Source organism: Synechococcus sp. CS-603 (genome assembly GCF_977929215.1).
In genome coordinates, this window is the sequence record NZ_OZ376778.1 from 2,643,783 (window position 1) to 2,665,414 (window position 21,632).

Here is a 21,632-nt window from a genome sequence, read left to right on the forward strand (position 1 = left end):
CCAGTGAGCTGAGATCCAGTGAACCCAGATCCACTCCCACGTTCAGGGTGTGGACGGAGAGGCTATTGAAGGTGAGGGTGTTAAAGGAGCAAGCCTGTCGCCGGCGGGGCGAAACAGATGGTCGTGACTGGCGGAATAGAGCTTGGAGCGTGCCTGGGTGGGGGCTGCAAGCGCCGGGCTGACCACGTACAGCGTGGTGCGGATCAATTGGCGCTCCCGGCTGGTGGTAGCCATCTCCCGCAACGGCACCAGCTGCAGCCACTGGTCTGGCCAGCTGACCCGATAGCCAATCGCCACAGGGGTTTCCGGAGGGTAGTGCTGCAAGAGAACCTCCTGCACCTCTTCGACATGGCGGGCACTGAGGTAGAGGCAGAGCGAGGCGCGCAGGGCCGCGAGCCGCTCCAGCGACTCGCGCTCCGGCACGCCGGTGCGGCCTGAAGCGCGGCTGAGCACGATGGTCTGTACCAGACCGGGGATGGTGAGTTCGGCCTGCAGGGCAGCGGCGGTGGCCTGATAGGCACTCAGACCAGGCACCACCTCCACGTCCAGGCCGGCATCGCCAAGCCGGCAGATTTGCTCGGCCAGAGCGCCATAGAGACAGGGGTCGCCGTCATGGAGGCGCACCACCTGGAGACCAGCCCGGGCACGATCGATCACCAGCTCCATCACCTGCTCCAGGGTGAGGGTGCTGGTGCGGATCCGCTCGCAGTCCGCGCCTGCCAATGCAGCGATCTGGGGAGACACGAGCGAATCCGTCCAGATCAGGACCTCAGCCGCCTCAATGGCCCGGGCCGCGCGCAGGGTGAGCAGGTCGATCGCACCCGGACCTGCACCGACGATGCGAACAGGATGGATCAAGAACCGCTCCGCAGGGGGGTCTCTTTGCCCGGATCTGGCAGGGCTCGTTGACAGCCATAAAGCCACCAGAGGCCAAAAGCACCGATCACAATCAGCACCAAGCTCATCAGTTGGGCCATGCGCAGGCCGCCTTCACAGAAGGGTGGAATCGAGAACAGGCAGAGCGGATCAAGGCGTAGTCCCTCGATCCAGAAGCGCCCGACGCTGTAGGCGATCAGATAGGTGCAGCTGAGGGCACCATTCGGCAGCGAGATCTTGCCGCGCTCACCCAGTCGGAAAAGAATCAGCAACAGGGCCAGAACACCCAGGTTCCAGAACGACTCGTAGAGGAAGGTGGGGTGGAAGAAAGCCTCATCGATGAACGGCGCCGGCCGATTGATGGCCGGAATCGAGAGTTTCCAGGGCAGATTGGTGGGCAGGCCAAAGGCCTCGGAATTGAAGAAATTGCCCCAGCGGCCGATCGCCTGGCCCAGGGCGACCGAAGGAACGAGCACATCGAGCAGGTTCCAGAAGGCCAACTTGCGCCAGCGGCAATAAACAATCACCGCCAGGGTGCCGCCGATCAAAGCCCCATGGATGGCGATGCCGCCCTGCCAGATCGCCAAGGCATCGAACCAGTTGAGCTGGTACTGGCGCCACTCCAGCGCCACGTAATAAAGGCGAGCTCCGAGTACGGCGGCGAGCACCAGGATCGGCAGCAGATCGGCAATCACCGCCGCTTCGATGCCGCGGCGACGGCCGAGGCGTGTGGCCAGCACCAGACCCACCAGCACGGCCAGCGCAATCAGCAGGCCGTACCAGCGCACCGTGACCGGCCCGAGCTCAAACAGGAGCGGGCCTGGAGAACGGAACATCGCGATAGGCAGGTCTGGAGCGAACATCATGGGTTGATCGCCTCAGTACGGAGTGGCTGGAGTCAAACGCCCTCGGCGGCCTGAACCTTCTCCACCTGCTTCTTCTTCAGCACCAGCAGAATCTGGGCAATGACCACCGCTGCGAAGAAGGCGAGCATGCCGTAGATGCGCACCGGGTTTTGAAGCACGATCTCAGCATCGAGCTGGCCGAAACCACCCACACCTGGATCGTTGGAGATCGGTGCACCGGCCGCCAGGACATCGCCAACGGCCACCACAACGGAGGGGCCAGCTGGAACGGTGTCACTGACGCTGGTGCCATCGGCGGCAGTGATTTCCACCACCGAAGCGCCGGCATCACCAGGGGTGATGGCACTGACGGTGCCAGCCACTGAAGCGTTGTAGACGGTGTTGTTGCTCTTCTCACCGGTGGGGTACACCTGGCCGCGGCCGCGGTTTCCGCCCACATGCAGGGAATACTTACCGAAGTGAATGTTGCTGTCCGTGCCGGGATCGGGCGAGAGGATCGGAAAGACGATTTCCTGGTGCAGATCGCCAGGGAGCGGGCCCACAAGAAGAATGTTGGGGTTGTCGTCGCTGTACTGGGTGAAGTAGACGCCTGAAGTTTCCTCTTTGAGTTCCTCGGTGAGGCGTTCTTCTGGGGCGAGCTTGAAGCCATCAGGCAACATCACCACGGCACCGACGTTGAGGCTGGTGCGGCTGCCGTCGGCTCCCACCTGCTGCAGGCTGGTGTCATAGGGAATTTTGACGACGGCCTTGAAGACCGTGTCGGGCATCACCGCCTGGGGAACCTCAACCTGGGTGACCCTCTTGGCGAGGTGGCAGTTCGCACAAACAAGCTTGCCGGTGGCTTCACGGGGGCTGTCGTAGTTCTGCTGAGCCCAGAAGGGGTAGGCCCAACTGGCCTGGGGAGCCGCCAACAGGGGAATCAGCAGGAGTGGGGCCAATAGCAGCGGCAGGAGCAGGCCAGTGGAGCTCAACCGGCTGATGGAGGCAAGGAGGCGGCGCATGGGCGGATTGAACAGGCGGGAGGAAGGGGGAAACACGCGGTCAATCAAGCCCACCAAGGCTTCTCCCCGGTGCGGAAATCGGTGTCCGACCACTGGCTCAGGAACACGGTGTCGTTCTCGACCGCGACATTGGCCAGGGCCAACGACAGCGGAGCGGGGCCGCGAACCACCTTGCCTGTGGCGTCGTACTGACTGCCGTGGCAGGGACACACAAATTTGTTGGCGCCGTTGTTCCAGGGCACAACGCAACCCAGGTGGGTGCAGATCGCATTGATGCCGTAGCTGCCGATCGCCTCGGGGCCCTCCACCAGGAGATAGGTGGGATCACCTTTCAGCCCCTGAACCAGGCTGCGGTCGCCTTCCTTGTGGGTGGAGAGCCAACCGCTGGCTGTGACCGTGTTGCCGAGTTCATCCTTGGCGCTGATGCCGCCACCGCCACCGGCGGGTTTGGGCGGGATGAAATAGCGGGCCACGGGATAGAGCGCACCGAGGGCAACGCCGGTGACGGACCCGAAAGTGAGCAGATTCATGAACTGCCGACGACCCATTCCGGGCACGTCGCTCGCTGGGATCTGGGTCATAGGAGCGTTCCTGGGTGCCGCGGCAACGTGGTGACCATTATTACCGCTGGCCTTGCCGCCACGCTTTGCCCTGGCAGGGATCCGGCCAGAGAGCGCAACATGCTGTTGTGGAGTTGGGACCCCGGTCGCCGTGCCTTTAAGCCCTAGCAGCGCCGATTCAGGCCCGGATCGTGCCGCCGAACCCCTGGCGCTCGATGAGGTGCTGCAGCTGCTGCGCAGTCGCTGGCAGGCTTCTTACGACCTGCAATTGGTTCAACGCCGGGGGCGCCTGCACCTGCAGGTGATGTGGGCGTACCTGGAGCAGCAGTCGTTTCCGCTCGACGCCGCGGGCTATGCCGAGAAGCTGCAGCAATTGCTCGAAGTGCTCAATGGTCTGGGGGTGGCCCAGCAGGTACGCCAGTGGCTTCAGACAACCCGGGACAAGCCCAGGCTGGGCAAGGCGATGAGCCTGACGTTGCAACCAGGCGCCGGCGGTCGCAGCCGCGAATTCCTGCTGTGAGCTGGCCAGCTCGGACCTGGCCAATCAGGAAGGTGCCGGCCGCAAGCGCTCGGCCATGGCCACCAGCCCCACACCGATCAAGAACAGCGCGGTGATCGCGCCGCCGAGCAGCAGCATCGTGACCGGATCGGTGGAGGGGGTCAGCACCGCGCCAGCGATTGCCGCCACGAGCACCACCGAGCGCCAGGCGCCCAGCATCGTTTCCGCCGAGATCAGGCCGAACGCCCCGAGCAGCAACTGCAGCACCGGCAACTGAAAGGCCAGGCCGGTGGCCACCATCAGCAACAGCACAAAATCCAGATAGCGCTCGATCGACCAGATCGGCTCGACCACATCCGCTCCGTAATTCACCAGGAAGCGGAGCGCCGCCGGCGCCAGGGCCCACCAGGCGAAGGCGATTCCAGCGAGAAAGAGCACCGCTGAACCAGCTACCGCCGGTGCCACCAACCGCCGTTCCCGCCGCGTCAGGCCGGGCAGAACGAAGGCCAGCACCTCGTAGAGGATGTAAGGAAGGGCCAGGCTGAGGCCGGCGTAACCCGCCACCTTGAACGACACGAACAGGAATTCACCGGGCGCCAACTGCAGGAAACGCATGCCCTCGGCAGGAACCTCCAACAGCTTCACCAGCGGGCGAGCCAGGGCCAGGCAGGCGGCCGCCGCCAGCAGCAGCACCAGCAGGCTGCGCAGCACCCGGCGCCTGAGTTCCTCGAGGTGATCCACCAGGCTCATCTCCACCTCACCGGGAAACTCATCCGGCAGCGGAGTGGCCCTCACGGGCGGCACCCGGATCGGCGGCGGTGGCGAAGCGGCGGGGATGGGAGGTGGCAGGGGGGTAGGAAGTTCGCTCATGGTGCTGACCTGGCGCCGAGGCTAGGGACCAGGGGCGCGCCGCGGCCCGGATCCCCCCAGACCACCTCACCGCCGCGATGGCGCACCGTGCCTGGACCGGCACCGGCGATCCGCTGCAACTGGTCACTGGGCACCATCACCACCGCCACGCGCCGGTTGCCGCGGGCCCGGCTGAAGTGGGCGGCAAGGTCAGCGGCGGCCTGCAGGTCCTGCTCGCCTGCAGGGGCTTCGGAGCTCTTGAGGATTACATGGCTGCCCGGGCACTCCTGGGCGTGGAACCAGAGATCACCGCGGCGGGCCTGGCTGAGGCTGATCCAGTCGTTTTGGCGATGGTTGCGGCCCACCTGCACCCGCAGGCCCCCGGGGGTGCGCAGCTCCAGGGGCTGCGGCGTCGCCTGGGCCTTCGGCGGCGCAGGGCGCCGTTGGCGAGCGCGCTGATCGGCGCTGCCGCGATCCAGCAGCGCCTCGATGTCCTGCTCCAGGGCCAGCAGGTCGTCGGCTTGATCAGCGTGTTGCTCGAGAAAGGTGAGGCTGCTGTCGATCTGCTCGAGGGTGCGGTCGTGGAGTTCCAGCCGTGGCGTGATCGCGGCCACCGAGCGCCGCAGCCGCCGGGCGCGTTTGTAGAGGCTCTGGGCCTCACTGATCTCCCCGCGGCTGGGGCTGAGTCCGCACAACAGGGCATCGGCCTGCCGCTGGAGGGCATTGGTGTTCTCCACCTGATCCAGCAGCGCCTGCTGCTGATCCCGCTGGCGCTGCTGCCGCGCCCGGGCCGCCAGCAGCCGTTGTTCCAGCTGCAGCCGCCGCGCCACGGCCTCCTGCCGGGCCAGCAGGGGCCCGTAGTAGGCGGCCAGCGCTGCATTCACCCCAGCAGCCGGCGCCTCCGTTCCCCAGCAGCGGTAGGCCGTGACGCGGCCATGGCTGGGGCCGGAGGCAAAACCGAACCGCTCCTGCTCCAGGTCGGTGAGCCAGCGTTGCCATTGGCACCACAGCTCCTGCCACTGGTGCTCCTCCAGCGCGTTCACCGGCATGGCGAGCAGCTGGCATGCCTGCTCGGGCTGATCACCGGCCAGTTGCAGGGCCAGGGCCGGGCTGATCCCCTGGTAGGTCTGCTGCAGGGCCTTCTGCAGGCTGACCGGCACCAGCGAGAGGCGGCGGCGCCAGCGCTCCATCCCCTCGGCTCTGCTGGGTAGATCCCCCTGCAGGGCGGGCGGAGGGCTGTAAAGATCTCCGCTGCCGATCGGCCGCAGCCGCGACTGTTGCTGCCGCACCTGCCGGGCCAGGGCGATCACCCGCCGCTGGCCATCGAGCAGAAAGAGATTGCTGCGGCGACCCATCAGTTCAATGATCAAGCAGCGGCTGCACGGTTCTCCTGGCCTGGCCGCGAACTGCAGCTCCACCACCCGCTCCCAGCCGGTCTGCTCAATGGCCACCAGGGCCAGGCCAGCCAGACCGTGCTGCAGCTGCTGGGCCAGGGTGCTGCCCTGGCCCTGGCGGGGAGGGGAATCGATCGCAAGCAGCCGCGGCGCCTCGGCCTGCCAGCTGATCTCCAGCCAGTGGAGGCCCCGCTGACTGCGCAGGCCCAGTTGCAGGCTGTGGGGGGTGGGTTGCTGGGCTTTCTCGAAGCGGCTGGGCAGCAACGGCGGCCGCAGCTCGGCCAGCACCGCCCGCAAGGTGGTGAGATCAACGGGCTGGAGCAGCGTGGCGTTCATCGCAGCGAGGACGCGACACGGACTCCCTACTCTGCTGTCTCACTGCGCCGTGGAGCGATGGGGGTGGCGACGGACATGGCAGGGCCTTCAGCGCCCCAACCGGGGCGACTCCACGTGATCACCGGGCCCAGTGGCGTCGGCAAGGGCACCTTGATCAACGCCCTCCGCCAGAAGCACCCCCAGATCTGGCTGTCGGTGTCGGCCACCACCCGCGAGCCGCGCAGCGGTGAGCGCGATGGGGAGCACTATTTCTTCCTGAAGCGCCCCCGCTTCGAGCAACTGGTGGCCGAGGCGGGGTTGCTGGAGTGGGCCGAATTCGCGGGCAATCTCTATGGCACCCCGCGCCAGCCGGTGGAGATGCACCTGGCGGCCGGCCAGCCGGTGCTGCTGGAAATCGAGCTGGAGGGGGCCCGTCAGGTGCGGCGCAGTTTCCCCCAGGGATTTCAGCTGCTGATCAAACCGCCGTCTTTTGCCGAACTGGAGCGGCGCATCCGCGCGCGCGGCACCGACAGCGCCGCGGCCATCGAGCGCCGGCTCCAGCGGGCCCGCCTGGAGCTTCAGGCCGAAGCGGAATTCGATGCCGTGCTGGTGAACGGCGATCTGGGCCAGGCCCTGGACGAACTCGAAGCCCAGCTCGGCCTGGCCACAGGCTGAGTGGGCCCTTCGCCACAAAAAAGCGGCCCCAAAGAGCCGCGGATCGAAAGGTAAGGATGGGGCAGGTCCTGCAGAAATGCTGGCCCCGACAAGAACCGGATCCAGACCATTAAGTCAAGAAACCATCAAGTCAAGAAAAACGCAGCCCAGATGTTCATCGAGGAACGTTTTCTGCAGGCAAAGGCCTGAAGGCAAAGGTTTGCAAGCAGACCTTTGCGGAGAGTTCGCTCAGAGGAAGCGAATGATCAACGAATGATCAGATCGGGGAAGAGGCGGAAAATCTCGATCGTGAGCCCGGCTGTGAAGGTGAACCAGACGGCAGCCACGACCGGTGCGGTGGTGAGGAATTTCTTCATGGTTAGGGGAATCAGCGGGGGGAGACGGTCACTTTGGAGTCGGCTTCAATCATTTTTCCACTGACGAACTCATTGAACGCTGCCAGGGGCCAGACGGCAGCCGCCAGGGTGGATTTGAACGCCAGGGGCATGTCGATCTGGATTTCACGCATGGTGGCATCCTTGCTACCGCGGATAGCCATCAAGTAAGCGCGGCCGGCCCAGCCAATCGTGCCAGCGATGTAGAGGAAAAGCAGACCCGGGATCAGGAAATCACCGGCATGGCTGAAGCGGCCATCGACGATCAGACGGGGCAGCCCATCGGTGCCACAGAGAGCCTGGCCGTAGTTCGTGAACCGGGCCTTGGCCTGGGGGGTAGCGGCGGCACTGGCGCGCTCCTGAAAACGGGGGGTTTCTGCGCAAGGGGTGAGCCCGGCGATATCGGCGTGCGCCATGGGGGCGAAGCCGATGATCAGAAGGGCGGAAATCAGAAGGGCGAAGAGGCGGCGCATCGGTTCCGGTACCTGGGAAAGACCTGCCGCAGGGCAGGATGTCACTCCGGGACAGTAAGGGAGTTCCAGGGAGCCCATGCCCACGGTTCTGGCCGTCGAAACAAGTTGTGACGAGTCGGCTGCTGCCGTGGTGCGTGACCAGCAGGTGCTGGCCAGCGCCGTGGCGTCCCAGATGGAGGAGCACGCCCGCTGGGGCGGGGTGGTGCCGGAAATCGCCTCCCGCCGCCACGTCGAAGCCCTGCCCCAGCTGATCGCCGAGGTGATGGCCACCGCCGGCCTGGCCTTCAGTGATCTCGATGCGATCGCCGCCACCGCCGCTCCCGGCCTGGTGGGCGCCCTGCTGGTGGGCTCACTCACCGGCCGCACCCTGGCCCGCCTCCACGACCTGCCCTTCCTGGCCATCCACCACCTCGAAGGGCACCTCTGTTCGGTGCTGCTGGGGGAGCCACTGCCGAAGGGACCCTATCTCGTCCTGTTGGTCAGCGGCGGCCACACCGAACTGATCCGCGTCGATGGGGTGGGGGCCTACACCCGCCTGGGCCGCAGCCATGACGACGCCGCCGGCGAGGCCTTCGACAAAGTCGCCCGGCTGCTGGGGCTGGGATACCCAGGTGGCCCGGCGATCGAGGCGGCGGCAAGCGCCGGCGACCCGCTGCGCTTTCGCTTTCCCCAGGGGCGCGTCTCCCGCCCGGACGGGGGCTTCTATCCCTATGACTTCAGCTTCAGTGGCCTCAAGACCGCGGTGCTGCGCCTGACCCAGAAACTGGCGAACGGGGAGAGCACAGGCCAGCCAGGCGAGGCGGCGTTACCGATCGCCGATCTGGCCGCCAGCTTTGAGCACGGAGTGGCCGACGTCCTGGTGGAGCGCAGTTGCCGCTGCGCCAGGGACAATGGCCTGGGCACGTTGGTGCTGGTGGGAGGGGTGGCCGCCAATCGCCGCTTGCGCCAGCGGTTGGCGATTCGTTGTCAGGAGCTCGGCCTGACCTGGCGGGTGGCTCCGATGGCCTACTGCACCGACAACGCAGCCATGATCGGCGTGGCGGCGACCCGGCGCTTTGCCAGTGGCTTCCGCAGTTCCACAGCCCTGGGGGTGGCGGCGCGACTGCCCCTGGAGCACGCCGATCTCCTCTATGGTCCAGCCGCTGAGTTTTCTTTCCCTTAAGCTGAAGGGGCTTTACCGGTTGGTCCAATGGCTCCAGCTGAGGCTAGCGATCAGGCTTCAGGCCCCGCTCCAACCGTTCGCGATCAAGCCGTTGAAACGGCTGATGCTGATCAGGACACTGTCGTCGTGGTGGCCGGCGATGAACTCAATGCCTGGCGACGTGGGTTCACACCCCAGGCCGAGATCTGGAATGGCCGCTTGGCGATGCTTGGGCTCTCCCTTGGCATCGCCTCCCTGCTGCTGATTCGGCTGCTCACTTGACGGGTTGCTTCCATCGCTGCGGCGAGGTGCTTGCGGGAAGCCGGAGAACGCATCTTTAGGATTCTCCCCACCGCCATGGCCCTTTGACCGCCCCCGCACCGCTGGTCACGATCGTGCTGGGCACCCGGCCTGAAGCGATCAAACTGGCGCCAGTGATCCTGGCTTTTCAGGCGGCTGCCGACCTGCGGACCCGGGTGGTGCTGACCGGCCAGCACCGCGAAATGGTGAGCCAGGTGATGGAGCTGTTCGGCCTGTGCGCCGACCGCGACCTGGCCCTGATGGCACCGCGCCAGACCCTCACCCACGTCACCTGCGCGGCCTTGCAGGGGTTGCGCGAGGAGTTCAGCGAGCACCGTCCCGACCTGGTGCTCGTACAGGGCGACACCAGCACGGCCTTCGCCTCAGCCCTCGCCGCCTTCTACGAGCAGATCCCCGTTGGCCATGTGGAGGCGGGGCTGCGCACCGACAACCTGCTCGATCCCTTCCCCGAAGAGGCCAACCGCCGCCTGATCTCACAGTTGGGCCAGCTCCATTTCGCCCCCACCGGCGTTTCCGAGGCCAACCTCAAGGCCTCCGGCGTGGTCGGCAGGATCCTGGTGACGGGGAACACGGTGATCGACGCCCTGCTGCGCATGGCCCAAACCGCCCCCCAGCTGGAGCTTCCTGGCCTCAACTGGCAGGAGCAGCGGGTGATCCTGGCCACCGTGCACCGTCGCGAAAACTGGGGCGAGCGGCTCGAATCGATCGGGCGGGGCTTCCTGGAGCTGCTGGATCGTCACCCGGACACAGCCCTGCTGCTGCCGCTGCACCGCAATCCCACCGTGCGCGAACCCCTCGAGGCCCTGCTGGGCCACCACCCGCGCGCCTTCCTGACCGAGCCCCTGGATTACGACCGGCTGGTGGCGGCGATCCGCGGCGCCACCCTGTTGCTCACCGATTCCGGCGGCCTGCAGGAGGAGGCCCCTGCCCTGGGCAAGCCGGTGCTGGTGCTGCGCCGCACCACCGAGAGGCCTGAGGCAGTCAGCGCCGGAACGGCCAAGCTGATCGGCACTGATTCTGAGGCGATCGTGCGGGAGGCGAGCCTTCTGCTGGATGATGCCGGCGCCTATGCAGCCATGGCCCAGGCCCGCAATCCCTTCGGCGACGGCCAGGCCAGCGGCCGCATCCTGGCCGCCAGCCGTGAATTTCTGGCTGAACGAACAACAATGAGCTAACAGCCTTGAACAATTCCGCTGTGCGCCTAGTCCCGCTCGGATGATTTGGCCCAGGGCGGCAGATCGATGAACAACCGGGTGCCGGGCTCGATGCCTTCGAGGATCTGGGTGTTGCGGCCACTGCTGGAGCCCAGCGTCACCGCCTGGAAGGTGGGCTGATCGTCCTTGCCGACCACCAGCACGCCCGGCCGGCCGCCCTCGGTGACCACAGCCACAGTGGGAACGAGGGTTTCGGCGGCGAGGGTGCCGGTCTGGAAATCGATGTCGGCGGTCATGCCGATGCGCAGCTCGTCGTGGGGATCCACCAGCTGCAGTTTCACTTCAAAAGAGGTGACGTTGTTGGTTTCCACAGCCCGAGGCGCGATCTGACGCACCCGTGCCGCGAAACGGCGATCAGGGAAGGCATCCACCCGCACATTGGCCCCCTGACCAAGAACAACCCTGCCGATATCACTTTCCGGCACGCTCGCCACCGCCTCAAGCCCCTGGGCCAGCTCCACCACCGAGGAACTCGAGGCGCCGGCATTGGCCGAGGCGGAGGTGGTGGGGGTCACGAAAGCGCCGGGATCAGCGAAGCGCTGAGTGATCACCCCATCAAAGGGGGCGCGGATCGTCAGCTCTCCGCGCTCCACGTTGCGCTGGCTGCTGCGTTGCCTGGCGGCATCGAGGGCGGCCTTGCTGGTGAGCAGGCGGGTGCCGAAGGAGGCGAAATCGTCCTGGCTGATCGCACCGTGCTCAAAAAGGCTGCGCCGCCGTTCGTACTCCGAGCGGCTGCGGGCGTACTCCGCCTCAGCCTGGCGCACCTGGGCCTTGAGCTCGTTCTCGCGGTCCTGAAGGTCGCCGCTGTCCATCAGGGCAATGGGCTGACCTTGCCGCACCGCCTGGCCTTCCACCACATAAAGCTTTTCCAGCACACCGCCACGCTTGGGACTGACATTGACGCTGCGGACAGCTTCAAGTTCGCCGGTGCTGGTGACAACCCCCGGCAAGGTGCCGCGCTCGGCCAGGGCGGTGTAGGGGGTCAGATCCCGTTGGGAGCTGGCGCGTTGACGCTGCCAGAGGCCCAGACCGCCGGCCACGACAAGCAGGCCGACCAGGCCGATCCAGAACAGGCGGCGGGGTCGGCGCCTGGCTTGGGTGGTCCTGGGCTGGGGAACAGGGGCAACCGTGGGGGCGGAGCGCTCCACCGGCGGTGCGGGCTCAAGGGTGCGGCGGGAGATGGGGCGGCGGCGATAGCTGTTCCCAGTCTTCCTGGTGGCGGCGAAAACTGTGGCTTGCCGCTGGGGTGGAGGATGAGGCGAAGGGGCGCCACGTAGATTTGGGCCCATGCTCAAAGCCGGAATCGTCGGACTGCCCAACGTGGGCAAATCCACCCTTTTCAATGCCCTGGTGGCCAATGCCCAGGCCCAGGCCGCCAATTTCCCCTTCTGCACGATCGAGCCGAACGTGGGCAGCGTGGCTGTTCCAGACCCCCGGCTGAAGTTGCTCTCGGATGTGTCCAGCTCCAAGGAGATCATTCCAACCCGGGTGGAGTTCGTTGACATCGCCGGGCTGGTCAAAGGGGCGAGCCAGGGGGAAGGGCTGGGCAACAAATTCCTCGCCACCATCCGCGAAGTCGACGCGATCGTGCATGTGGTGCGCTGCTTCCGCGATGACGACGTGATCCACGTCTCCGGCAACGTTGACCCAGGGCGGGACGCCGAGATCATCAACCTGGAGCTGGGGCTGGCCGACCTGGCCCAGGTGGAGAAGCGCCGCGAGCGGCTGAAGAAACAGATGCGCACCAGCAAGGAGGCGCTGGCTGAAGACCAGATCCTTGAGCGCATCCAAACCGTGCTGGAGGCCGGTGGGGCGGCCCGCAGCCTGGGCCTGGGCGAGGAGGAACTCGCGGTGCTGCGGCCCCTTGGCCTGCTCACGCTCAAGCCGATCATCTACGCCACCAACGTGAGCGAAGACGACCTGTCCGGCGGCAATGCCTTCACCGCAGCCGTTGAGACACTGGCGACCAAGGAGGGCGCGGAAACAGTGCGCATCTCAGCGCAGGTGGAAGCCGAACTGATCGAGCTCGGCGCCGAAGAGCGGGCCGACTACCTCGAAGGGCTCGGTGTCAGCGAAGGCGGGCTGCGTAGCCTGATCGGCGCCACCTACCGCCTGCTGGGCCTGCGCACCTACTTCACCACCGGTGAGAAGGAAACCCGCGCCTGGACGATCACCGCCGGCATGACCGCTCCCCAGGCGGCCGGCGTGATCCACACCGATTTCGAGCGGGGCTTCATCCGCGCCCAGACGATCGGCTACCAGCAGCTGCTCGAAGCCGGCTCCCTGGGCGAGGCCCGCACCAAAGGCTGGCTGCGCAGTGAGGGCAAGGAGTATGTGGTAGCCGAAGGCGACGTGATGGAATTCCTATTCAACGTCTGACCGCTCAGGCCGCCGTGAGGCCGACTTTGATCCCGATTCCTGCAGGCCGGGAGGGCCTTGCCCCAGACTGGCTGCAGCTGCAACCGCGCGCGATGGCTGAATCCAGTTCCAGCTTCGAGCCCACCGACCCCGTGGATCCAAGCGTCACCGGCACACCCGAAGGCGGCAACGATTCCGCCTCCCCAGAGGCCAAGCCCCACAACTTCGACGTCCAAAAAGAGCTGCACCGCCGCATTCGCAACGATCCCGACTACGACGACTGGGAGTACGGCACCGAACCCCTGCCCCATGAGCTGGGCGGCTGGGTCGCCAAAAAACCTGCGGCGGAGTAGGCCTGGGCTGTACGCCGCTCAGCCAGCTCCTATCTGCTGGATCCGTTGAACTCGATCTTCAGTAGAGAGCCGGCGTCGAAGCGGCGATCTTGTTCAGGTGAATGCCCAGGTAGGCGGCTTCTTGGCTCAGGGCCATTTTCATGCTGCTGTTGCCGGCGGCAGAAGCAGCGGTGAAACGGACGAGCAACGAATCACGAAGGGCTTGATCGCGGGCTGGGCTGGACATGGCTTTGGGCATTGAGCTGGAGCGGGCGAAGCGGAAAACTGATCCGTAGCTGAAGCATAAGCGCGATCGGCAGCTAGCCGCCACCGATCTGTCTGTAGCGAATGAGACTGGATTGTTTCGTGACAAGGCGCGGGGGCTGCCCTTCTTCGCCCTGGAACCGCCCGTTGCGTGGATCTGCGGTGATGAGCCTGACCTCCAATTGTTCCGCCAGTGAAACGGAAAGAGCATCATAGGCAGAGAGATTGGCGCGCAAGTCCCAGTTTTGAGCGGTGCCCATCGCCAGCCATGCGTTGATCATGCCGTCACACGACTGCGCGCCGATAGATTTGGAGAGGTGAGCTGAAAATCATTTCTATCCACGCAGAAGTTATGTGGTTTCAGAATATGGCTGAATCTGTTCTCTTTTTCCAGCAAAAAAGCATGTCCACTGCCCGGCAGCAGCACGGTTTGGGAATTCGGCAGATAACGGCCTAATCTGGCCGCCTCTTCTACGGAAGGGAGGAGCCGATCCGCTCTTGACGCCAAAACCAGAACAGGCTGCTCAATACGCTCAAGAGGCAGTGCCTCTAAATTGAATTGACTGAGAAGAGACAACCGCCAAGCAGCACTGGGAGGGCTTACTGATTGCATGGCTGCCAACAAATTCCGTTGGCTAAGGATGGAGACTTTTTGTGGCGCAATCAGAAAAGGAAGCAGGCCCAGGCTAGAGAGGCGATAAAGCGAACTTGGCAATCGCTGACTGACTGAAGCGCCCCAAGCGATCCAGGGCTGGCGGCTTGCCGAAGAAGCAGGATTGATTAAGATCAGACGATCACATAGGCGCGGAAAATGTGCAGCCAGTTTCAAGGCCAAACAACCGCCAAAAGATTCGCCGCAAAGATAGAGGGGACGCGAGGGAGACCGTTTCTTTTCCCTGCTGATCAAATTGGCTATCTGCTGGATCAAGCCGTCCCACCCCGTTAGATCGTCTGCGGGGATCGACAAACATCGAATATCAAAGGCAGCTTTCAATCCCGCCAACTGGGGACGCAACAATTCAGCGCTACCGTCCATCCCTGGCAGAAAGACAAACAGGGGCAAGCTCGGATCAGTGGCTTGGGACGTTAACAGTCGTAGGGCTTTGGTCTTGATTGACATGCGTTACGGGGATGGATGATTAACAGCGCTGATGCAGCAACCCGCCAATCTGCTCCCAGCACGCCTGGGTTAACTCTTTAGCCAGCGAACCACCATGTCTGCCGCGATAGTGCTGCCGTAGAGCCTCATTGATAGCAACAGGATAGCCAAAGAGAAGCTGAACGCGGCGATAGACGATCGCGGAATGCCAGCCTCCACAGTTGAACAGGGGTTCTGTGGGATCAAACAAGCTGAAAAGCTTGAGCGGTGCGAGGTTATGCCTTTCTTCTTCGGTTGAAACGATTGCAACCGGCAGGATGGCCAAATCCTGAACCGGCGCCCTCAAGGCCAGATGGGCAAAACCGCGCTGGAATGGGCTGAGCTGGTTGGCCGCTTTGACCTGAACCATCGGCTGGGCGCCCTCGGGAAAAACCCCAACAACCTGCCTTGATTGCAGCAATTCAACGGACTGCTGGAAGAACTGCGTTTGCCTTTTGCGAGGCGCGTCAAGAGGGAAAGCTCCCATCGCCGAGACCATCTCTCGCAAGACGGGTACCCGACTCATGTAGTAGTGACAGGCAAACCGCACGGGACGATTCATGGCTGCCATCAATAAAGGAGCATCAAGCAAACTGCGATGGTTGCTGACAACCAAAATCCTGCCATGAGCTGGAATTCGCTCGTCGTGGTGCTGCGATACCCGCGTACCAACAGCACCGAGCAACCTCCTGGAAAGGTGCAAGGGAGCATCCGGGCCCATCCCCGCTGTCAAGCCGCCAAGTCTCATTGGCGCATGGTTCTGTTGTTACAACTCAAGGCTGGCACAGCAAGGTCCCCAATTTTTGAATTGAATTTCAGCACGATTCAATCATTACCCCCGATTGTTTGCACCTGCACATGGCCGAATGACAGGCGTTTAAAATACAATCGACTGCAACACGATTAATCACAGCATAAACGATCGCGACATAAGCGATTGCAGCCCTTGGTGATTTACGGATTCGCCTGTATCACTCCCTCTATCCTAAGGCGGCAGCATTGGAAGCGCTGGTTGATCCTGGAAAGGATTGTCTGGTTGCCGCCACCAAGCCGGCCACAGTGATTCTGTTCTGCACTCAGGTCTGGGCTCCCGCAACCCGCTTCCATGGGGTACGGCCCCAGGGCTTGAGAAACGAGATGAACACCACAGCCACCTGCAGCAGCACCTGGAGGCCAGTGGCCACCAGCCCTTGGAACCAGGTCGTCCAGTAGATCGAATCCGCAGGTATGGCTGGTGCGTTGAGCCCTTCGAGGTAGGCCGCGTTGCTGTTGAGCCACGGCTCCAACGCCACGGTGCCGAACACGATGAACGACACCGTGAGCAGACCCTTGATCACAACCCACCAGTGTTTGAAATAGCCCCAGGGCGTCACGGCGCAGAGCAGCAGACCTGTGAGCAGGCTCAGCGAGGCACAGGGGATGAGCACGACGTCATCGATGAACTTGGAGAGATCGGCGATCACCACCTGTGCGGCAAAGGCGCGCTGGACCTGGCCGAGCTGCAACAGCACCAGCAGGGCTGCCGTCACGGCCCAGGTCAGGGAGATCACCACATGGGTGGAGATGATCCAAAACCGACCGGTGACAGACACGGGGCTCAAGACAGGCTCTTTCAGACAGTCGCCAGCAAGCTACCCGTGCTGTGGAGGGAACCCCGCGACGCCTTCAGCGCCGGGGATGGGGGTGGAAGCGCCCCAACTGCCCCACCAGCAGCAGACCCAGCAGGCAGAGGAGCATCATCAGCAGCCAGAGCCCAGCGCCATGGCCCTGGGAATCGAGCAGCCAGCCCCCGAACAGGGGCGCCACCAGGGCACTGATCGCGAAGCACTGCGAGAACAGAGCCATCGCCATGCCGTGGTGGACAACCGGCGTCACCTCCACCACCGCTTCGCTGGCGGTGGGCAGGAAGGCCGCCTCAGCGGCCGCGAGGGGAACCTGGGCGGCGATCAGCACGCCCGTGCTGTGCCAGCCCAGGCTGGAGAGGGCCAGCAAGCCATTGCCGAAGGCGAATCCCACCAGGCTCAGCCCGAGCCCGAACGCCACCGGCAGCCCGGCCAGCCAGCGACCCAGGGGCCACTGCAGCAACAACAGCAAGCTGAGCTGCAGGCCCATCAACAGGGCACCGGTGCTGCTGGGCAGGGGCGCACGACCAAGGCCGCCACGCACCAGATCGAGCGGCAGGGCGCTCTGCAGCAGAACCGCCATGCCGGTGATCAGCACGGTGATCCCCAGCAGCGGCAGCAGCGGCACCACCCAGTGTTTCCAGCCGATTCGCCGTTCACCGGCGGGCCTTGCTGCCGCGGATGGCAACGGATAACGGAGCAACAAGGTAATCAGCACCACCATGCAGACCGCGTCCACCAGGTAGATGCCGCGCAGCCGCTCGCCACTGGCCAGCAGGGCACCGAGCAGCACCCCTGAGGCGATCCCCAGGGCATCAGCGGTGCGCACCAGGGCATAAGCGCGGCTCGATGGCAGGGGCGGGCAGCTCAGGGGCACGGCCAGCTCGATGGCGGGCCAGTAGATGCCCAAAGACATCCCCAGCAGCATCTGGCCGACCACGAAGGCGCCGAGCCCGGTGGCGGTCAACAGACGGGCGTCGGCCAGCAAGGACAACAACGCCGCCAGCAGCACCGGCTTGGTGGTGTTCAGACCCCGGTCGATCAACAGGCCACTCAGCAGCCGGCCCAGGGTTCCCGCCGCTGCCGACGCCGCCAGACCCAGGCCCACGGCCGTGGCGCTGAAGGCCTCCTGGTGAAACACCACGGGGGTGAGATAGAGCACGCCGCCGGCCCCGAAGCTGGCCACCAGGCGAATCACACTCAGTTCGCGCAACGGCGCGGGAAACTGGAGAAACCAGCTGGGCCGGCTTGCTCCTGTTCGAGGTTGTGTCAAACCGCTGCCGATGGCTGCCCGTCCTGCTTACCAGTGTGCTCGTGGGGGTGGGCAGCCCGGCGATGGCCAGCGCCCAGCTCAACGTGCGGATCGATGGCTTCACCCTGCCGATCGACCTGCGCCAGCTGCAGGCCTGGAGTCAGGATCCCCGCCGCATCCGCACCGAACTGGGGGTGTGGCTCGAACTGCTCGATGACCGCAGTCGCCGCGACCTCGTCACCCTGCTGCGCACCCCCCTGCTGCCAGACCGTGGCCTCGCCCTGCAGCTTCTGCAGAGCTGGGCCGGCGGCCAGGTGCTCGATGAACTCGGCGAACTGCTGCAGACCGATCAGCCCGGCAGCGGCGCCCTGCTGCTGAAGACCCTGCGCGACCTGCTGCAGAAGCCCGAGCCGGTCACGGTGGTGGATGTGCTTCAGGCGGTACCGACCCAGCAGCTGACCCTGGACCTCGATGGCGTCCTGGCCTTGGGCGCCGGCTGGCGCAGGCAACTGGAGCAGGAGACGAAGGCCCTGGCGCAGCTGCGGCAGCTGCCGTTGCCGGTTATTCAGGGGGCCACGGCACCGATGCGGTTATCGGCCCTGCAGCGCCCAACACGCCCCCGGGCCATCAACCTGGCCGTGGCCCACCGCCGTGAACCGTTGCCGCTGGAGATCTGGGGGGCCAGCCCATCAAGCCAGCGTTCCTGGGTGCTGTTGATGCATGGTCTGGGCGGCAGCGCCGCCCAATTGCGCTGGATGGCCGAAGGGTTGTCACAGCGCGGCTGGCCGGTGCTGCTGATGGAGCACCCCGGCAGTGATGAATCAGCGGTGCGGGAGCTACTCGATGGCCTGCGGCCGCCCCCGGGCGCTGAAACCATCCCGGATCGACTCGCGGATGTTCAGGCGGTGCTGGCCGCCGAAGCCAAGGGGACCGTGCCGGAGCTGGGCGAATCGGTCGTGCTGATGGGCCATTCCCTCGGTGGCCTGACCGCGCTGATGGCGGCAGGACAACGGCCAGCGGCGGGCCTGGAGCAGCGCTGCGAACGGGCCCTCAAGGGTCTTCCCCTGATCAATCTCTCCAGGCTGCTGCAATGCCAGCTGGCCCAGGTCCCCCTGCCGCCACCCCGGCGTCCCGCCAACCTGGCGGCGGTGGTGAGCATTAACGGTTTCGGCAGCCTGCTCTGGCCGGACCGGAGCCTGGAGTCCCTGAAGGTGCCGGTGTTGATGGTCGGCGGCAGCCTCGATCTGGTGACGCCGCCGGTGAGCGAACAGCTCGGGCCGTTCCTGCAGCAGAGCGATCCCCGCAGCCGCCTGGTGGTGGTGGAAGGGGCCAGTCACTTCTCACCGGTGCGGATCGAAACAACCGACGACGCCTTGCTCCGCCTCGGTGATCGCCTGGTGGGTGAGGAACCCTTCAAGGTTCAGGAGCTGTTGCTCAGCCTCAGCGCCGACTTTCTGTTCGCCCTGGAGACCGACAACAGCGTGCCGGTGCAGCGCCGTTTTCAGGAGGGCATCGGCTCCTACGTTCTCGACCAGCGCAGCGCCGAGCTCTGGCGCCGGCGACTCAGAAACTGATGCGGGGATCGAGCACGGCCACCAGCAGATCCACCGTGACGCTCACCAGCACCACCAGCCCGGCCACCACCACGACGATCCCCTGAACCAAGGGGTAATCCCGCTGGCCGATCGCCTCCTGTAGGCGGAAAGCGATGCCTGGCCAGGAGTAGGTGACCTCAATCAACAGCGCCCCGCCGATCAGGGAGGCCACGGTGATGCCGGTGATCGTGAGCACCGGCAACAGGGCATTGGGCAGGGCGTGGCGCAGCACCACCCGCGTTTCACTGAGGCCGCGGCTGCGGGCCGCTTCGACGTAATCGGAACGCAGCGCCCGCCGCAGGTTGAGGCGCAGGGCGTTGTCGAAGATGCCGCTGAGCAACACCCCGAGCGTGGCTGCGGGCAGCACCAAATGGCGGACGCTGCCGCTGAACTGCTGCCAATTGCCCGCCCGCAGGCTGTCGAGGAGGTAGAAACCCGAGCCGGTGGGCACCACCAGGCTGGCCGGGAAGCGGCCTCCCACGGGCAACCAGCCCAGCCAGACGGCAAACACCAATTGCACCACCATCGCCGCCCAGAACGGCGGCAGGGCATAGGTGCCGATTCCATAGAGGCGGCCGGCCAGATCCAGCTTTCCCTCCGGCCGGGCAATGCCGCTGAAGCCCACCGCCAGGCCCAGTACCGCCGCCAGCAGCAGGGCACAGACCCCCAGTTCCAGGCTGGCCGGCAGGCTCTTGGCGATCACTTCAACCACGGGCGTCTGATTGGTGAGCGAGGCACCCAGATCGCCCCGGAGCAGGCCAAGCAGAAACTGGCCGTACTGGGCGATCAGGGGCTGGTTGAGGCCGAGCTGCTCGCGCAGGGCCTCCCGGGCCGCTTCCGGTGCCCGCATCCCCAGCAGGGCATCGATCGGATCACCAGGCGCCAGCCGCAGCAACAGGAACACCAGGGTGGCAATCAGCCAGAGCATCACCGGCGCCAGCAGCACCCGGCTGGCCAGATAACGCAGCAGATGGCGACGACGGCTCATGTCCCGGCCTCGATCTGCAGGAGGCTGAAGACCACCCGCCCGGATCCATCGAACACCGGCGTGCTCAGGCGGGTCTGGGCCCAGGCCCGGGGTGACACCAGCCAGACCGGGATGTAGGGCGAGGCCTGCGCAGTTTCACGCTGAATCTGGCGCAGCAGGGCGATCCGCTCGGCCCCCTGCAGGCTTTCGCTGCGGCGCAGGTCGGCGGCCATCCCGGGGCGGGTCCAGAAACTGCCGCTGGCGGCACTGGCCCCCTTGAGGCAGCGCTGGCCTTCGCTCTCCTCGCAGCCAAGCAGGGGGATCAGATAGTTGTCGGCGTCGGGGAAATCGCCCATCCATTCCAGCAGGATCGAGGCAAAGGCCCCTTCACCGAGCTGGCGGTAGGCGGTGGTCGACTCCATGCTCTCGATCTCCAGGGTCACGCAGTCGCCCAGGTCACGCTGCAGCTGGCCCTGCCAGGTGAGGGCGAAGAGCCTGTCTGAGGGGATGTTGGAGCGGAAGGTGAGAGGCAGGTTGAGGCGCTTGCCATCACAAAACCCCGCCTGGCGAAACAAGGCCCGGGCCTGCGCCGGATCAAAGCTTGGCCAGGTCTCGGGATCGGAACCCGGCAGGCTGGGCGGGATCAACTGCCGCAGCGGCGCCTGCAGGCCGTGGCTGACGCGCTCGCTGATCAAGCGGCGATCGACGCTGAGGGCCAGGGCGCGGCGCACCAGCGGATTATCCAGGGGCGGCTGGTCGCTGAGCAAGGTGAGATAGCTGATCTGCAGGGCCGGACCCACCCCCTCATGCAGGCGGCCTTCGGCGGCCGAGCGATGCAGGGAGCGCTGCTGGTCGCCCTCAAGGCTGGTGGAGAGCAGCACATCCACTTCGCCGCTGCGCATGGCGCCATACAGGGCCGTCGAGTTGCTGAGGTTGACCATGTCGATGCCGCCATTGGCGGGAGCTGGCCCCCAGTAGTTGTCGAAGGGCTTGAGCCGCTGCTGCTGGTCGTTGAAGAAGGTGAGCTGGTAGGGGCCGGTGCCCACGAAGCGCCCATTGAGGAAGCTCCTGCTGTGGTCGCGATAGGCCGTTGGCGACAACGGTGTGAGGCTGACGGCGCTGAGCAGCTCGGGCAGGGCCGTGAATGGACGGCGCAGCCGCAGTTCCAGTTCATAGGGACCGCTGGCGCGCACCGAGGCAATCCGATCGCCGAGCAGATAACTGAGCTTGCCGATCGCCAGGAAGCGCTCAAGGCTGAAGACCATCGCATCGGCATCGAAGCGGGTGCCGTCGTGGAACAGAACCCCCTGGCGCAGGGGCACCCAGGCGGTCAGCCGGTCGGTGCTCATCCGGGGCAGGGCCGTGGCCAGACGCGGCTCCAAGCGGCCATCAGCAGCGATGGCGTAGAGCGGATCGCCGAGGGCGCTCAGCAATTGCATCGCCCCAAAACTGAAGGTCGCCGCAGGATCGACCGAATCAATCCGGCTGCGACCCGCCACCACAAGCCGGCCTTCCGGGCGGCTGGGCTGACAGGCCATCAGGACAG

General features: G+C 65.3%; 25 protein-coding genes. 8 read left to right on the plus strand and 17 right to left on the minus strand.

The genetic code is table 11. From position 1 onward, the window contains the following. Positions 1–42 precede the first annotated feature (42 nt). Genes cobM through petC form a run of 4 tightly spaced genes read right to left on the minus strand, consistent with a single transcriptional unit; the run spans position 43 to position 3,324 of the window. Positions 43–858 carry a precorrin-4 C(11)-methyltransferase gene (gene cobM / locus ACXMDM_RS13950; protein WP_370454073.1) on the minus strand — a complete coding sequence of 272 codons (816 nt, stop codon included), beginning with the start codon at positions 856–858 and terminating at the stop codon, positions 43–45. After that, entirely contained in the window at positions 855–1,742 is an 888-nt protein-coding gene (gene lgt / locus ACXMDM_RS13955; RefSeq protein ID WP_370454072.1) for a prolipoprotein diacylglyceryl transferase, read from the minus strand. Before lgt ends, cobM begins: the two co-directional genes overlap by 4 nt. Positions 1,743–1,774: 32 nt before the next feature. Beyond that, on the minus strand, positions 1,775–2,743 hold the full coding sequence (gene petA, locus ACXMDM_RS13960) for a cytochrome f (RefSeq protein WP_071801922.1): 969 nt from the start codon (positions 2,741–2,743) through the stop codon (positions 1,775–1,777). A 44-nt stretch (positions 2,744–2,787) separates the two neighbouring features. After that, positions 2,788–3,324, minus strand: a complete 537-nt coding sequence (gene petC / locus ACXMDM_RS13965; RefSeq protein WP_071800040.1) for a cytochrome b6-f complex iron-sulfur subunit — start codon at positions 3,322–3,324, stop codon at positions 2,788–2,790. Between the two features lie 130 nt (positions 3,325–3,454). On the opposite strand from petC, the gene ACXMDM_RS13970 reads away from it, so the two are divergent. After that, positions 3,455–3,823: a DUF3067 family protein gene (locus tag ACXMDM_RS13970; protein ID WP_233831018.1), complete on the plus strand. Its 369-nt coding sequence runs from the start codon at positions 3,455–3,457 to the stop codon at positions 3,821–3,823. A gap of 24 nt (positions 3,824–3,847) precedes the next feature. Here the strand turns inward: ACXMDM_RS13970 and tatC are convergent, their stop codons facing one another. Beyond that, complete coding sequence (gene tatC, locus ACXMDM_RS13975; RefSeq protein WP_071800041.1) at positions 3,848–4,672, minus strand: twin-arginine translocase subunit TatC; 825 nt, start codon at positions 4,670–4,672, stop codon at positions 3,848–3,850. Further along, positions 4,669–6,381 carry an Rqc2 family fibronectin-binding protein gene (locus ACXMDM_RS13980; protein ID WP_259723179.1) on the minus strand — a complete coding sequence of 571 codons (1,713 nt, stop codon included), beginning with the start codon at positions 6,379–6,381 and terminating at the stop codon, positions 4,669–4,671. The genes tatC and ACXMDM_RS13980 overlap by 4 nt, the downstream gene beginning before the upstream one ends. A gap of 57 nt (positions 6,382–6,438) precedes the next feature. Between ACXMDM_RS13980 and gmk the strand changes: the two genes are divergently transcribed. After that, positions 6,439–7,035 (plus strand): guanylate kinase, encoded by a 597-nt coding sequence (gmk, locus tag ACXMDM_RS13985; protein WP_233831020.1) that lies wholly within the window; start codon positions 6,439–6,441, stop codon positions 7,033–7,035. A gap of 245 nt (positions 7,036–7,280) precedes the next feature. Here gmk and ACXMDM_RS13990 read toward each other — a convergent pair whose 3' ends face one another. Beyond that, positions 7,281–7,391, minus strand: coding sequence for a Photosystem I reaction center subunit IX (locus tag ACXMDM_RS13990; protein ID WP_071800043.1), 111 nt, complete (start codon positions 7,389–7,391; stop codon positions 7,281–7,283). An 11-nt stretch (positions 7,392–7,402) separates the two neighbouring features. Then, entirely contained in the window at positions 7,403–7,882 is a 480-nt protein-coding gene (locus ACXMDM_RS13995) for a Photosystem I reaction center subunit III (RefSeq protein ID WP_071800044.1), read from the minus strand. 76 nt (positions 7,883–7,958) lie between these two features. Here ACXMDM_RS13995 and tsaD point away from each other — a divergent pair, with 76 nt between their 5' ends. The 3 genes from tsaD (at position 7,959) to wecB (ending at position 10,519) form a co-directional block, all read left to right on the plus strand. Further along, positions 7,959–9,044 carry a tRNA (adenosine(37)-N6)-threonylcarbamoyltransferase complex transferase subunit TsaD gene (gene tsaD / locus ACXMDM_RS14000; protein ID WP_071800045.1) on the plus strand — a complete coding sequence of 362 codons (1,086 nt, stop codon included), beginning with the start codon at positions 7,959–7,961 and terminating at the stop codon, positions 9,042–9,044. A gap of 27 nt (positions 9,045–9,071) precedes the next feature. Then, positions 9,072–9,305 carry a high light inducible protein gene (locus ACXMDM_RS14005; protein ID WP_071800046.1) on the plus strand — a complete coding sequence of 78 codons (234 nt, stop codon included), beginning with the start codon at positions 9,072–9,074 and terminating at the stop codon, positions 9,303–9,305. 83 nt (positions 9,306–9,388) lie between these two features. After that, positions 9,389–10,519, plus strand: a complete 1,131-nt coding sequence (wecB, locus tag ACXMDM_RS14010; RefSeq protein WP_071800047.1) for a non-hydrolyzing UDP-N-acetylglucosamine 2-epimerase — start codon at positions 9,389–9,391, stop codon at positions 10,517–10,519. 26 nt (positions 10,520–10,545) lie between these two features. Here wecB and ACXMDM_RS14015 read toward each other — a convergent pair whose 3' ends face one another. Further along, the gene (locus ACXMDM_RS14015; RefSeq protein ID WP_370454071.1) at positions 10,546–11,706 is read right to left on the minus strand and encodes an efflux RND transporter periplasmic adaptor subunit; all 1,161 of its coding nucleotides are present in this window, start codon (positions 11,704–11,706) and stop codon (positions 10,546–10,548) included. Between the two features lie 139 nt (positions 11,707–11,845). Here ACXMDM_RS14015 and ychF point away from each other — a divergent pair, with 139 nt between their 5' ends. Together ychF and ACXMDM_RS14025 are read left to right on the plus strand one after the other, a co-directional pair. After that, positions 11,846–12,937 carry a redox-regulated ATPase YchF gene (gene ychF / locus ACXMDM_RS14020; protein ID WP_071800048.1) on the plus strand — a complete coding sequence of 364 codons (1,092 nt, stop codon included), beginning with the start codon at positions 11,846–11,848 and terminating at the stop codon, positions 12,935–12,937. Between the two features lie 92 nt (positions 12,938–13,029). After that, positions 13,030–13,269, plus strand: a complete 240-nt coding sequence (locus tag ACXMDM_RS14025) for a hypothetical protein (RefSeq protein ID WP_259734922.1) — start codon at positions 13,030–13,032, stop codon at positions 13,267–13,269. A 58-nt stretch (positions 13,270–13,327) separates the two neighbouring features. Here the strand turns inward: ACXMDM_RS14025 and ACXMDM_RS14030 are convergent, their stop codons facing one another. The 6 genes from ACXMDM_RS14030 to ACXMDM_RS14055 all read right to left on the minus strand — a co-directional run bounded on the left by ACXMDM_RS14030 (position 13,328) and on the right by ACXMDM_RS14055 (position 17,485). Continuing rightward, positions 13,328–13,495, minus strand: a complete 168-nt coding sequence (locus ACXMDM_RS14030) for a hypothetical protein (protein WP_162922837.1) — start codon at positions 13,493–13,495, stop codon at positions 13,328–13,330. A gap of 73 nt (positions 13,496–13,568) precedes the next feature. Further along, positions 13,569–13,793 (minus strand): PIN domain-containing protein, encoded by a 225-nt coding sequence (locus ACXMDM_RS14035; protein WP_071800050.1) that lies wholly within the window; start codon positions 13,791–13,793, stop codon positions 13,569–13,571. Next, positions 13,790–14,575, minus strand: a complete 786-nt coding sequence (locus tag ACXMDM_RS14040) for an alpha/beta fold hydrolase (RefSeq protein ID WP_233831024.1) — start codon at positions 14,573–14,575, stop codon at positions 13,790–13,792. Before ACXMDM_RS14040 ends, ACXMDM_RS14035 begins: the two co-directional genes overlap by 4 nt. A 76-nt stretch (positions 14,576–14,651) precedes the next feature. Then, positions 14,652–15,335 (minus strand): lysophospholipid acyltransferase family protein, encoded by a 684-nt coding sequence (locus tag ACXMDM_RS14045; RefSeq protein ID WP_259734921.1) that lies wholly within the window; start codon positions 15,333–15,335, stop codon positions 14,652–14,654. 391 nt (positions 15,336–15,726) lie between these two features. Further along, on the minus strand, positions 15,727–16,251 hold the full coding sequence (locus tag ACXMDM_RS14050; RefSeq protein WP_071800052.1) for a hypothetical protein: 525 nt from the start codon (positions 16,249–16,251) through the stop codon (positions 15,727–15,729). Between the two features lie 64 nt (positions 16,252–16,315). Then, positions 16,316–17,485: an MFS transporter gene (locus tag ACXMDM_RS14055; protein WP_233831030.1), complete on the minus strand. Its 1,170-nt coding sequence runs from the start codon at positions 17,483–17,485 to the stop codon at positions 16,316–16,318. 35 nt (positions 17,486–17,520) lie between these two features. Here ACXMDM_RS14055 and ACXMDM_RS14060 point away from each other — a divergent pair, with 35 nt between their 5' ends. Continuing rightward, entirely contained in the window at positions 17,521–19,098 is a 1,578-nt protein-coding gene (locus ACXMDM_RS14060; RefSeq protein ID WP_233831034.1) for an alpha/beta fold hydrolase, read from the plus strand. On the opposite strand, the gene ACXMDM_RS14065 is transcribed toward ACXMDM_RS14060, so the two are convergent. Further along, positions 19,088–20,107, minus strand: coding sequence for an ABC transporter permease (locus ACXMDM_RS14065; protein ID WP_071800053.1), 1,020 nt, complete (start codon positions 20,105–20,107; stop codon positions 19,088–19,090). The two genes, ACXMDM_RS14060 and ACXMDM_RS14065, sit on opposite strands and share 11 nt — an antisense overlap. Then, the gene (locus ACXMDM_RS14070; RefSeq protein WP_071801930.1) at positions 20,104–21,624 is read right to left on the minus strand and encodes an ABC transporter substrate-binding protein; all 1,521 of its coding nucleotides are present in this window, start codon (positions 21,622–21,624) and stop codon (positions 20,104–20,106) included. The genes ACXMDM_RS14065 and ACXMDM_RS14070 overlap by 4 nt, the downstream gene beginning before the upstream one ends. Positions 21,625–21,632: the final 8 nt, after the last annotated feature.